Below are 13,222 nucleotides of genomic sequence, written 5' to 3'. Positions count from 1 at the left end.
GGCATTAAGATGGATTATACGCTCACCCGCATAGATCCTAACGGTGAGAACGACCGTTACCCCCTGCAAAAACAGGAGATCGTAACCGACCCCCTGGAACAAGAAGTTAACAAAAACGTGTTCATGGGCAAACTGCATGACATGGTTAACTGGGGCCGTAAAAACTCAATTTGGCCATATAACTTTGGCCTTTCCTGCTGCTACGTTGAGATGGTGACCTCGTTTACCGCCGTGCACGATGTGGCCCGTTTTGGTGCGGAAGTACTGCGTGCATCGCCGCGTCAGGCTGACCTGATGGTCGTAGCCGGAACCTGCTTTACCAAAATGGCGCCAGTTATTCAGCGCCTCTACGATCAGATGCTGGAACCGAAATGGGTTATTTCCATGGGCGCATGCGCCAACTCCGGCGGTATGTACGACATCTATTCTGTGGTGCAGGGCGTTGATAAATTTATTCCGGTCGATGTGTACATCCCGGGATGTCCGCCGCGCCCAGAAGCGTATATGCAGGCTCTGATGCTGCTGCAAGATTCCATTGGCAAAGAACGCCGTCCGCTCTCCTGGGTGGTTGGCGATCAGGGCGTTTATCGCGCCAATATGCAGTCAGAACGCGAGCGTAAACGCGGCGAACGTATTGCTGTAACGAATCTTCGTACACCAGACGAGATTTAATTTGCGCCTGTCGGCAGCAGCACTTCCTTCGCTTATCACTACATAAATAGCGCGAAGCACTGCCGACCACCACGGACCATTTGCAATGGTGAACAATATGACCGACTTAACCGCGCAAGACGCTGTATGGCAAACACGGGATCACCTTGATGACCCGGTCATTGGCGAACTGCGCAACCGTTTTGGGCCGGATGCCTTTACCGTTCAGGCGACTCGCACCGGGGTACCCGTTGTTTGGGTCAAGCGTGAACAATTACTGGAAGTTGGCGATTTCTTAAAGAGACTGCCGAAACCTTACGTCATGCTGTTTGACTTACACGGCATGGACGAACGTCTGCGTACGCACCGCGAAGGGTTACCTGCCGCGGATTTTTCCGTTTTCTATCACCTGATTTCCATTGAACGCAATCGCGATATCATGCTCAAGGTGGCTTTGTCTGAAAACGATCTGCGCGTACCGACTTTCACCAAACTGTTCCCGAACGCCAACTGGTATGAGCGTGAAACCTGGGAAATGTTTGGCATCGATATCGAAGGTCACCCGCACCTGACGCGTCTGCTGATGCCGCATACCTGGGAAGGTCATCCGCTGCGTAAAGACTACCCGGCGCGTGCGACCGAATTCGATCCGTTTGAGCTGACTAAAGCCAAACAGGATCTGGAAATGGAAGCGCTGACCTTCAAACCAGAAGATTGGGGTATGAAGCGTAGTACCGAAAACGAGGACTTCATGTTCCTCAACCTCGGTCCTAACCACCCGTCTTCTCACGGCGCTTTCCGTATTGTGCTGCAGCTTGATGGCGAAGAAATCGTCGACTGCGTACCTGACATCGGCTACCACCACCGTGGCGCTGAAAAGATGGGTGAACGTCAGTCCTGGCACAGCTACATTCCGTACACCGACCGTATTGAGTACCTCGGCGGCTGCGTAAACGAAATGCCTTACGTACTGGCCGTTGAGAAGCTGGCTGGTATCACCACGCCGGATCGCGTCAACGTGATTCGCGTGATGTTGTCCGAACTGTTCCGTATCAACAGCCACCTGCTGTACATCTCCACGTTCATTCAGGACGTCGGCGCGATGACCCCGGTATTCTTCGCCTTTACCGACCGTCAGAAAATCTATGACGTGGTGGAAGCGATTACCGGTTTCCGTATGCACCCGGCCTGGTTCCGTATCGGCGGTGTGGCACACGATCTGCCGCGCGGTTGGGACAAGCTGCTGCGTGACTTCCTCGACTGGATGCCAAAACGTCTGGATTCTTACGAGAAAGCCGCACTGCGTAACACCATTCTGAAAGGCCGTTCGCAGGGCGTTGCCGCTTACGGTAAGAAAGAAGCGCTGGACTGGGGTTGTACCGGTGCTGCGCTGCGCGCGACCGGTATTGATTTCGACGTGCGTAAAGCGCGTCCGTACTCTGGCTACGAAAACTTTGACTTTGAAGTCCCGGTTGGCGGCGGTGTGTCCGACTGCTATACCCGCGTGATGCTGAAAGTTGAAGAGCTGCGCCAGAGTCTGCGCATCCTTGAGCAGTGCCTCAATAACATGCCGGAAGGCCCGTTCAAAGCGGATCACCCGCTGACGACGCCGCCGCCGAAAGAGCGCACGCTGCAACATATCGAAACCCTTATCACCCACTTCCTGCAGGTTTCGTGGGGCCCGGTTATGCCGGCGAACGAGTCCTTCCAGATGGTGGAAGCGACCAAGGGTATCAACAGTTACTACCTGACCAGCGATGGCAGCACCATGAGTTACCGTACCCGTATCCGTACCCCGAGCTATGCGCATCTGCAGCAGATCCCGGTAGCGGTACGTGGCAGCCTGGTGTCCGACTTAATCGTCCATCTGGGTAGTATCGATTTTGTTATGTCAGATGTGGACCGCTAATTATGCACGAGAATCAACAACCACAAACCGAGGCTTTTGAGCTGAGTGCGGCTGAGCGTGAAGCGATTGAGCACGAAAAGCACCACTACGAAGACCCGCGTGCGGCGTCCATTGAAGCGCTGAAAATCGTTCAGAAACAGCGTGGCTGGGTGCCGGATGGGGCGATCTATGCGATCGCTGATGTGCTGGGTATTCCGGCAAGCGACGTAGAAGGTGTTGCCACGTTCTACAGCCAGATCTTCCGCCAGCCGGTAGGTCGCCACGTGATTCGCTATTGCGACAGCGTGGTGTGCCATATCAACGGCTACCAGGGGATCCAGGCCGCGCTTGAGAAAAAACTCAACATCAAGCCGGGGCAGACGACCTTTGATGGTCGCTTTACGTTGCTGCCGACCTGTTGCCTGGGGAACTGCGATAAAGGGCCAAATATGATGATCGATGAGGATACTCACGCTCACCTGACCCCGGAAGGCATTCCCGAACTGCTGGAGCGGTATAAATGAAAGACATTATCCGTACTCCCGAAACCCATCCGCTGACCTGGCGTCTGCGTGATGACAAACAGCCGGTCTGGCTGGACGAATACCGTAGCAAGAACGGCTACGAAGGTGCGCGTAAGGCCCTGACCGGGCTGTCACCGGACGAAATCGTTAATCAGGTAAAAGACGCTGGCCTGAAAGGGCGCGGCGGTGCGGGCTTTTCCACCGGTCTGAAGTGGAGCCTGATGCCGAAAGACGAATCCATGAACATCCGTTACCTGCTGTGTAACGCCGATGAAATGGAGCCGGGCACCTATAAAGACCGTCTGCTGATGGAACAGCTGCCGCACCTGCTGGTGGAAGGCATGCTGATTTCCGCGTTTGCGCTGAAAGCGTACCGTGGTTACATCTTCCTGCGCGGTGAATATATCGAAGCCGCCGTGCATCTGCGTCGCGCGATCGCCGAAGCGACCGAAGCCGGTCTGCTTGGCAAAAACATCATGGGCACCGGTTTCGACTTCGAACTGTTTGTCCACACCGGGGCAGGGCGTTACATCTGCGGTGAAGAAACCGCGCTGATCAACTCCCTCGAAGGTCGCCGTGCTAACCCGCGTTCCAAGCCGCCGTTCCCGGCAAGCTCTGGCGCATGGGGCAAACCGACCTGCGTAAACAACGTCGAAACCCTGTGTAACGTACCGGCTATCCTCGCGAACGGCGTGGAGTGGTACCAGAACATTTCGAAGAGCAAAGACGCGGGCACCAAGCTGATGGGCTTCTCTGGTCGCGTGAAGAATCCTGGCCTGTGGGAACTGCCTTTCGGTACTACCGCGCGTGAGATCCTCGAAGATTACGCGGGTGGCATGCGCGATGGACTGAAGTTCAAAGCCTGGCAGCCTGGCGGCGCAGGGACTGACTTCCTGACCGAAGCACACCTCGATCTGCCGATGGAATTCGAAAGCATTGGTAAAGCAGGTAGCCGTCTGGGCACCGCGCTGGCCATGGCTGTCGATCACGAGATTGGCATGGTTCCTTTGGTGCGTAACCTCGAAGAGTTCTTTGCCCGCGAGTCTTGCGGCTGGTGTACGCCGTGCCGTGACGGTCTGCCGTGGAGTGTGAAAATTCTGCGCGCGCTGGAGCGTGGCGAAGGCCAGCCAGGGGATATCGAGACACTTGAGCAACTGTGTCGTTTCCTCGGCCCGGGTAAAACCTTCTGTGCACACGCACCGGGCGCAGTGGAACCGCTGCAGAGCGCCATTAAATATTTCCGCGAAGAATTCGAAGCTGGCATCAAGCAGTCCTTCAGCAATACCCATCAGATTGGTGGTATTCAGCCGAACCTGTTGAAAGAGCGCTGGTGATTACAGGGTTAGCCCTGTGTCGCGATAAGAAATTCGATTAACGCTCGGTTACGACCGAGCCAACTGGAAGCATGCTGACTATGGCTACGATTCATGTAGACGGCAAAGAATATGAGGTCAACGGAGCGGACAACCTGCTGGAAGCTTGTCTGTCTCTCGGCCTTGATATTCCGTACTTTTGCTGGCACCCGGCGCTGGGAAGCGTCGGTGCTTGCCGCCAGTGTGCGGTGAAGCAATATCAAAACGCGGAAGACACGCGTGGTCGCCTGGTGATGTCTTGTATGACACCGGCCACCGAAGGCACCTTTATTTCTATTGATGACGAAGAAGCGAAACAGTTCCGCGAAAGCGTCGTGGAGTGGTTGATGACTAACCACCCGCACGACTGTCCGGTCTGTGAAGAGGGCGGCAACTGCCACCTGCAGGATATGACCGTCATGACCGGTCACAGCTTCCGTCGCTACCGCTTCACGAAGCGTACTCACCGTAACCAGGACCTGGGGCCGTTCATCTCTCACGAAATGAACCGCTGCATCGCCTGCTATCGCTGCGTACGTTACTACAAAGATTACGCCGATGGCGCGGATCTGGGCGTCTATGGCGCACATGACAACGTCTACTTCGGTCGCCCGGAAGACGGTACGCTCGAAAGCGAGTTCTCTGGTAACCTGGTAGAAATTTGCCCGACCGGCGTCTTCACTGATAAAACGCACTCCGAGCGTTATAACCGTAAATGGGACATGCAGTTTGCGCCGAGCATCTGCCAGCAGTGTTCCATCGGCTGTAACACCAGCCCGGGTGAACGCTACGGTGAACTGCGTCGTATCGAAAACCGTTATAACGGTACCGTTAACCACTACTTCCTCTGCGACCGTGGTCGTTTTGGCTATGGTTACGTGAACCTGAAAGACCGTCCACGTCAGCCGGTACAGCGTCGTGGCGATGACCTGATCACGCTGAACGCCGAGCAGGCGATGCAGGGCGCGGCAGATATTCTGCGTCAGTCGAAGAAAGTAATTGGTATCGGCTCCCCGCGCGCCAGCGTTGAAAGTAACTTCGCGCTGCGTGAACTGGTGGGTGCGGAAAACTTCTATACCGGTATCGCCCAGGGCGAGCAGGAACGTCTGCAACTGGCACTGAGCGTGCTGCGTGACGGCGGGATTCATACTCCGGCACTGCGCGAAATCGAATCTTATGATGCGGTTCTGGTGCTGGGCGAAGATGTCACCCAGACCGGCGCACGCGTTGCGCTGGCAGTGCGTCAGGCGGTGAAAGGTAAAGCGCGTGAAATGGCGGCGGCACAGAAAGTGGCTGACTGGCAGATCGCAGCAATCCTTAACATCGGCCAGCGTGCTAAGCACCCGCTGTTCGTTACCAACGTCGATAACACCCGTCTGGATGACATCGCCGCATGGACCTATCGTGCACCGGTTGAAGATCAGGCGCGTTTAGGTTTCGCTATCGCTCATGCGCTGGATAACAACGCTCCGGCGGTTGACGGTATCGACCGTGACCTGCAGAACAAAATTGACGTTATCGTTCAGGCACTGGCCGGGGCGAAGAAACCACTGATTATTTCCGGCACCAACGCTGGTAGCGCCGAAGTGATTCAGGCGGCTGCCAACGTGGCGAAGGCGCTGAAAGGCCGTGGCGCAGACGTTGGCATCACCATGATTGCTCGCTCTGTTAACAGCATGGGCCTGGGTATGATTGGCGGTGGTTCCCTTGACGATGCGCTGACCGAGCTGGAAACAGGTCGTGCTGACGCCGTTGTGGTGCTGGAGAATGACCTGCATCGCCATGCTTCAGCAACGCGTGTGAACGCTGCGCTGGCGAAAGCACCTCTGGTACTGGTCATTGACCATCAGCGTACGGCAATTATGGAAAACGCTCATCTGGTGCTTTCCGCCGCAAGCTTCGCCGAAAGCGATGGTACGGTGATTAACAACGAAGGCCGCGCCCAGCGTTTCTTCCAGGTTTATGATCCGTCCTACTACGACAGCAACACTATCATGCTGGAAAGCTGGCGCTGGCTGCACTCGCTGCACAGCACCGTGCAGAGCCGCGAAGTGGACTGGACGCAGCTCGACCACGTTATCGACGCGGTCGTTGAGAAGTTGCCGCAGCTGGCGGGTATCAAAGATGCCGCGCCGGACGCAACCTTCCGTATCCGTGGACAGAAACTGGCTCGTGAACCGCACCGCTACAGTGGTCGTACCGCAATGCGCGCCAACATCAGCGTACACGAACCGCGCCAGCCGCAGGACAAAGACACCATGTTCGCCTTCTCTATGGAAGGGAACAACCAACCGTCTGCGCCGCGTTCACAAATTCCGTTTGCCTGGGCTCCAGGCTGGAACTCCCCACAGGCGTGGAACAAGTTCCAGGATGAAGTGGGCGGTAAACTGCGTCATGGCGATCCGGGCGTGCGCCTGATCGAAGCTTCTGCGGATGGTATGGATTACTTCACCACCGTTCCGGCGAGCTTCCAGGCTCAGGATGGTCAGTGGCGTATCGCGCCGTACTACCATTTGTTTGGCAGTGACGAAATGTCCCAGCGTGCGCCGGTCTTCCAGACCCGTATGCCGCAGCCGTACATCAAACTCAACCCGGCTGATGCCGCGAAGTTGGGTGTTAATGCCGGTACGCGCGTTTCTTTCAGCTACGATGGCAACACGGTTACATTGCCGGTTGAAATAGCCGAAGGATTAACGGCAGGGCAGGTTGGTTTGCCGATGGGTATGCCTGGCATCGCGCCGGTTTTGGCTGGTGCGCGTCTTGAGGATCTGCAGGAGGCACAACAATGAGTTGGATTACACCCGATCTGATTGAGATCCTGCTGAGCATTCTCAAAGCGGTCGTGATCCTGCTGGTGGTGGTCACCTGCGGGGCATTCATGAGTTTTGGCGAACGTCGTCTGCTGGGTCTGTTCCAGAACCGTTACGGACCGAACCGTGTTGGCTGGGGCGGTTCGCTCCAGCTGGTTGCGGACATGATCAAGATGTTCTTTAAAGAAGACTGGATCCCGAAATTCTCGGATCGCGTCATCTTTACCCTGGCACCGATGATCGCCTTCACCTCGCTGTTGCTGGCTTTCGCCATCGTGCCGGTGAGTCCGAACTGGGTGGTTGCTGACCTGAACATCGGGATCCTGTTCTTCCTGATGATGGCGGGCCTCGCGGTATACGCGGTACTGTTCGCCGGCTGGTCCAGTAACAACAAATACTCTTTGCTCGGTGCGATGCGTGCGTCTGCGCAGACGCTGAGCTATGAAGTGTTCCTCGGACTTTCCCTGATGGGCGTGGTGGCGCAGGCCGGTTCATTTAACATGACCGACATCGTCAACAACCAGGCTGATATCTGGAACGTTATTCCGCAGTTCTTTGGTTTTGTCACCTTTGCCATCGCGGGCGTGGCGGTGTGCCACCGTCACCCGTTTGACCAGCCAGAAGCCGAGCAGGAACTGGCCGACGGTTACCACATTGAATATTCCGGTATGAAATTCGGTCTGTTCTTCGTGGGTGAGTACATCGGTATTGTCACCATTTCTGCACTAATGGTTACCCTGTTCTTCGGTGGCTGGCATGGCCCGTTCTTACCGCCATTCGTCTGGTTCGCGCTGAAAACCGCGTTCTTCATGATGATGTTCATTTTGATTCGTGCGTCGTTACCGCGTCCTCGTTATGACCAGGTAATGTCCTTCGGCTGGAAAGTCTGTCTGCCGCTGACGCTCGTCAACTTGCTGGTAACGGCGGCTGTCATTCTCTGGCAGGCGCAATAAGGGACACAAAGACCATGACCTTAAAAGAATTGTTCGTAGGTTTCGGCACCCAGGTACGCAGTATCTGGATGATCGGCCTGCATGCGTTCGCGAAACGCGAAACGCAGATGTATCCGGAAGAGCCGGTCTATCTACCGCCCCGTTTTCGTGGTCGTATCGTTCTGACTCGTGATCCAGACGGTGAAGAGCGCTGCGTTGCCTGTAACCTGTGTGCGGTAGCGTGTCCGGTAGGCTGTATCTCTCTGCAAAAAGCAGAGACCAAAGACGGTCGCTGGTATCCGGAGTTTTTCCGCATTAACTTCTCACGCTGCATTTTCTGCGGTCTGTGCGAAGAAGCCTGTCCGACAACGGCTATTCAGCTGACTCCAGATTTCGAGCTGGGTGAGTACAAGCGCCAGGACCTGGTTTACGAGAAAGAGGATCTGCTGATCTCCGGTCCGGGCAAATACCCGGAATATAACTTCTACCGGATGGCAGGTATGGCAATCGACGGCAAAGATAAGGGCGAAGCAGAGAACGAAGCTAAGCCTATCGACGTCAAGAGCCTGTTACCGTAAGGAGAGGGGCAATGGAGTTCGCTTTTTATATCTGTGGCCTGATAGCCATTCTCGCAACCTTGCGGGTGATCACCCACACCAATCCGGTACACGCGTTGCTGTACCTGATTATTTCGCTGCTGGCGATTTCTGGGGTGTTCTTCTCGTTAGGCGCTTACTTCGCTGGTGCACTGGAAATTATCGTCTACGCGGGCGCCATCATGGTGCTGTTCGTGTTCGTGGTGATGATGCTCAACCTTGGTGGTTCTGAAATTGAGCAGGAACGCCAGTGGCTGAAACCGCAGGTGTGGATTGGTCCGGCGATTCTGTCGGCTATCATGCTGGTGGTTATTGTTTACGCCATTCTGGGCGTTAACGATCAGGGCATCGACGGCACGCCAATTAGCGCGAAAGCGGTCGGTATTTCCCTGTTCGGACCGTATGTACTGGCGGTTGAACTGGCTTCGATGCTGCTGCTGGCGGGTCTGGTTGTTGCCTTCCACGTGGGGCGCGAAGAGCGTTCTGGTGAAGTGCTGAGCAATCGCACCGATGACCGCGCGAAAAGAAAAACGGAGGAGCACGCATGATCCCCTTACAACATGGACTGATCCTCGCTGCGATCTTATTCGTGCTGGGCTTAACCGGTCTGGTTATCCGCCGCAATCTGCTGTTTATGCTGATCGGGCTGGAAATCATGATTAACGCCTCCGCGCTGGCCTTTGTGGTCGCCGGAAGCTACTGGGGCCAGACCGATGGTCAGGTGATGTATATTCTCGCCATCAGCCTTGCGGCTGCCGAAGCGAGCATTGGGCTTGCGCTGTTGCTGCAACTTCATCGCCGTCGCCAGAACCTGAACATCGATTCAGTAAGTGAGATGCGTGGATGAACATGCTTGCCTTAACTATTATTCTGCCATTTATTGGCTTTGTATTACTGGCGTTTTCTCGTGGTCGTTGGTCAGAAAATCTGTCCGCTACCGTGGGTGTCGGTTCGATCGGCCTGGCCGCGCTGGTGACTGCGTTTGTTGGCGTTGATTTCTTTGCCAATGGTCAGCAGGCTTACAGCCAGCCGCTGTGGACGTGGATGTCAGTCGGTGACTTCAACATCGGTTTTAACCTGGTGCTGGACGGCCTGTCGCTGACCATGCTCTCCGTGGTGACCGGCGTTGGTTTCCTGATCCACATGTTCGCTTCCTGGTATATGCGCGGAGAAGAGGGCTATTCTCGTTTCTTCGCCTACACCAACCTGTTTATCGCCAGCATGGTGGTTCTGGTACTGGCGGATAACCTGCTGCTTATGTACCTCGGCTGGGAAGGCGTGGGCCTGTGCTCCTATCTGCTGATTGGTTTCTACTACACCGATCCGAAGAATGGCGCTGCGGCAATGAAAGCCTTCGTGGTAACCCGCGTTGGTGACGTATTCCTGGCGTTCGCGCTGTTCATCCTCTACAACGAGCTGGGCACGCTGAACTTCCGCGAAATGGTGGAACTGGCGCCTGCGCACTTTGCAGACGGTAACAACATGCTGATGTGGGCAACCCTGATGCTGCTGGGCGGTGCGGTCGGTAAATCTGCACAGCTGCCGTTGCAGACCTGGCTTGCTGATGCGATGGCCGGCCCGACGCCTGTCTCCGCGCTGATCCACGCCGCGACGATGGTTACCGCCGGTGTCTACCTGATAGCACGTACGCACGGCCTGTTCCTGATGACGCCTGAAATCCTGCACCTGGTGGGGATTATCGGTGCTATCACTCTGGTGCTGGCGGGTTTTGCTGCGCTGGTACAGACCGACATCAAACGCGTTCTTGCGTACTCCACCATGAGCCAGATTGGTTATATGTTCCTGGCTCTCGGCGTACAAGCGTGGGATGCGGCTATTTTCCACCTGATGACGCACGCCTTCTTTAAAGCGCTGCTGTTCCTGGCATCCGGCTCGGTTATCCTGGCTTGCCACCACGAACAGAACATCTTCAAGATGGGCGGGCTGCGTAAGTCAATTCCGCTGGTGTATCTCTGCTTCCTGATCGGTGGCGCGGCGCTGTCAGCTCTGCCGCTGATTACCGCTGGCTTCTTCAGTAAGGATGAGATTCTGGCCGGTGCAATGGCGAATGGTCATATTAATCTGATGGTTGCAGGTCTGGTTGGTGCGTTCATGACCTCTCTGTATACCTTCCGTATGATTTTCATCGTGTTCCACGGTAAAGAACAAATTCACGCTCACGCAGGGAAGGGGATTACCCATCATCTGCCGCTGATTGTGCTGATGATCCTGTCCACCTTCGTTGGCGCGCTGATTGTGCCGCCGCTGCAGGGTGTACTGCCTGCGACGACCGAGCTTGAGCATGGTCGCGTCATGACGCTGGAAATTACCTCCGGTATCGTAGCGATTGCGGGCATCCTGATCGCAGCATGGCTGTGGTTGGGTAAACGCACGCTGGTGACATCGATTGCGAACAGTGCGCCGGGCCGCCTGCTGGGTACCTGGTGGTATAACGCCTGGGGCTTCGACTGGCTGTACGACAAAGTGTTCGTCAAGCCATTCCTGGGTGTTGCCTGGTTGCTGAAACGCGATCCGCTCAACTCAATGATGAACATTCCGGCGATCCTTTCCCGCTTTGCAGGTAAAGGCCTGCTGTTAAGCGAGAACGGTTATCTGCGCTGGTATGTCGCATCAATGAGCATCGGCGCCGTCGTTGTGCTGGCACTGTTGATGGTAATGCGTTGAGTTTGTTGGCTGGATGAACGATTGCCGGATGGCGCTGCGCTTATCCGGCCTACAAACCCAAAAATAATTTTTAGAATTCGTTGAAAATCTGTTCCTGATGTACAGGCGTCATCGGCGAAGTCAGACCGGAGACCGCCAGCGCAGAGCAACCGGAGCGTACTGAAGTACGTGAGGATTGCGAGCACTGCCGGGATTTGGGCTGACGAGTGAGATAGCCTGAGCAGGAGTAAATATAAGGGACATACTTAGCTATGTTATTACCCTGGTTGATATTAATTCCCTTTATCGGTGGCTTCCTGTGCTGGCAGACCGAACGCTTTGGCGTGAAGGTGCCTCGCTGGATCGCGCTGATTACCATGGGATTGACGCTGGCGCTTGGCCTGCAACTGTGGTTGCAGGGCGGCTATTCACTGACGCAATCCGCTGGCATTCCGCAGTGGCAGTCTGAATTTGTTCTGCCGTGGATCCCACGTTTTGGCATCTCTATTCATCTGGCTATCGACGGTCTGTCGCTGCTGATGGTAGTGCTGACCGGTCTGCTCGGTGTTCTGGCGGTACTTTGCTCCTGGAATGAAATCGAAAAATACCAGGGCTTCTTCCATCTGAACCTGATGTGGATCTTAGGCGGCGTGATCGGCGTGTTCCTTGCCATCGACATGTTCCTGTTCTTCTTCTTCTGGGAAATGATGCTGGTGCCGATGTACTTCCTGATCGCGTTGTGGGGGCATAAAGCCTCTGACGGTAAAACGCGTATCACGGCGGCGACCAAGTTCTTCATTTATACCCAGGCGAGTGGTCTGGTGATGTTGATTGCCATCCTGGCGCTGGTGTTTGTGCACTATAAAGCGACCGGTGTGTGGACCTTCAACTATGAAGAGCTGCTGAATACCCCGATGTCCCACGGTGTGGAATATCTGCTGATGCTGGGCTTCTTTATCGCCTTCGCGGTGAAAATGCCGGTGGTTCCGCTGCACGGCTGGTTGCCGGATGCGCACTCCCAGGCACCGACCGCAGGTTCCGTTGACCTGGCGGGGATCTTGCTGAAAACCGCGGCTTACGGTCTGCTGCGCTTCTCCCTGCCGCTGTTCCCGAACGCGTCGGCGGAGTTTGCACCTATCGCAATGTGGCTGGGCGTAATCGGTATCTTCTACGGCGCGTGGATGGCCTTTAATCAGTACGATATCAAACGTCTGATCGCCTACACCTCCGTATCGCACATGGGCTTCGTACTGATTGCTATCTACACCGGCAGCCAGCTGGCGTACCAGGGTGCGGTTATTCAGATGATCGCGCACGGTCTGTCTGCAGCCGGTCTGTTCATCCTGTGTGGTCAGCTGTACGAACGTCTGCACACGCGTGATATGCGTATGATGGGCGGCCTGTGGGGCAAAATGAAATGGTTGCCTGCGCTGTCGATGTTCTTCGCAGTGTGTACGCTGGGTATGCCGGGTACAGGTAACTTCGTTGGCGAATTTATGATTCTGTTCGGCAGCTACCAGGTGGTTCCGGTCATTACCGTGATCTCGACTTTTGGTCTGGTATTTGCCTCTGTTTACTCGCTGGCGATGCTGCATCGCGCTTACTTCGGTAAAGCGAAGAGCCAGATTGCCAGTGTTGAACTGCCAGGGATGTCGCTGCGTGAGCTGTTTATCATCCTGTTGCTGGTTGTGCTTCTGGTACTGCTTGGCTTCTATCCGCAGCCGATTCTGGATACCTCGCATTCTGCGATGAGCAACATCCAGCAGTGGTTTGTTAATTCCGTTACTACTACAAGGCCGTAAATC

Annotated in this window: 11 protein-coding genes; all 11 read left to right on the top strand. The window is 55.4% G+C overall.

Annotated features, from left to right (window positions below):
* Positions 1-9 precede the first annotated feature (9 nt).
* The 11 genes from nuoB to nuoM all read left to right on the top strand — a co-directional run bounded on the left by nuoB (position 10) and on the right by nuoM (position 13,219).
* On the top strand, positions 10-672 hold the full coding sequence (nuoB, locus tag OGY72_RS11205; protein WP_003028075.1) for an NADH-quinone oxidoreductase subunit NuoB: 663 nt from the start codon (positions 10-12) through the stop codon (positions 670-672).
* Between the two features lie 85 nt (positions 673-757).
* Positions 758-2,560 (top strand): NADH-quinone oxidoreductase subunit C/D, encoded by a 1,803-nt coding sequence (gene nuoC / locus OGY72_RS11200; RefSeq protein ID WP_003834757.1) that lies wholly within the window; start codon positions 758-760, stop codon positions 2,558-2,560.
* 2 nt (positions 2,561-2,562) lie between these two features.
* Positions 2,563-3,063: an NADH-quinone oxidoreductase subunit NuoE gene (gene nuoE, locus OGY72_RS11195; RefSeq protein WP_003028069.1), complete on the top strand. Its 501-nt coding sequence runs from the start codon at positions 2,563-2,565 to the stop codon at positions 3,061-3,063.
* Complete coding sequence (gene nuoF, locus OGY72_RS11190) at positions 3,060-4,397, top strand: NADH-quinone oxidoreductase subunit NuoF (RefSeq protein WP_003834753.1); 1,338 nt, start codon at positions 3,060-3,062, stop codon at positions 4,395-4,397. The genes nuoE and nuoF overlap by 4 nt, the downstream gene beginning before the upstream one ends.
* A gap of 80 nt (positions 4,398-4,477) precedes the next feature.
* Positions 4,478-7,204, top strand: a complete 2,727-nt coding sequence (nuoG, locus tag OGY72_RS11185) for an NADH-quinone oxidoreductase subunit NuoG (RefSeq protein ID WP_149282061.1) — start codon at positions 4,478-4,480, stop codon at positions 7,202-7,204.
* Positions 7,201-8,178, top strand: coding sequence for an NADH-quinone oxidoreductase subunit NuoH (gene nuoH, locus OGY72_RS11180; RefSeq protein ID WP_003028063.1), 978 nt, complete (start codon positions 7,201-7,203; stop codon positions 8,176-8,178). Before nuoG ends, nuoH begins: the two co-directional genes overlap by 4 nt.
* A gap of 14 nt (positions 8,179-8,192) precedes the next feature.
* Positions 8,193-8,735, top strand: a complete 543-nt coding sequence (gene nuoI, locus OGY72_RS11175; RefSeq protein WP_003028062.1) for an NADH-quinone oxidoreductase subunit NuoI — start codon at positions 8,193-8,195, stop codon at positions 8,733-8,735.
* 11 nt (positions 8,736-8,746) lie between these two features.
* Entirely contained in the window at positions 8,747-9,301 is a 555-nt protein-coding gene (gene nuoJ / locus OGY72_RS11170; RefSeq protein WP_003028059.1) for an NADH-quinone oxidoreductase subunit J, read from the top strand.
* A complete protein-coding gene (gene nuoK, locus OGY72_RS11165) occupies positions 9,298-9,600 on the top strand; it encodes an NADH-quinone oxidoreductase subunit NuoK (protein WP_000612644.1) in 303 nt (100 codons plus the stop codon). Before nuoJ ends, nuoK begins: the two co-directional genes overlap by 4 nt.
* Positions 9,597-11,438: an NADH-quinone oxidoreductase subunit L gene (nuoL, locus tag OGY72_RS11160; protein WP_257661788.1), complete on the top strand. Its 1,842-nt coding sequence runs from the start codon at positions 9,597-9,599 to the stop codon at positions 11,436-11,438. Before nuoK ends, nuoL begins: the two co-directional genes overlap by 4 nt.
* Positions 11,439-11,689: 251 nt before the next feature.
* Positions 11,690-13,219 (top strand): NADH-quinone oxidoreductase subunit M, encoded by a 1,530-nt coding sequence (gene nuoM / locus OGY72_RS11155; protein WP_003027692.1) that lies wholly within the window; start codon positions 11,690-11,692, stop codon positions 13,217-13,219.
* Positions 13,220-13,222 lie beyond the last annotated feature (3 nt).

Source organism: Citrobacter sp. Cpo221 (assembly GCF_030332345.1).
GTDB lineage: Bacteria > Pseudomonadota > Gammaproteobacteria > Enterobacterales > Enterobacteriaceae > Citrobacter > Citrobacter portucalensis.
Note: the sequence above shows the minus strand (reverse complement) of the source record. Positions and strands in the feature narration are given on the sequence as shown.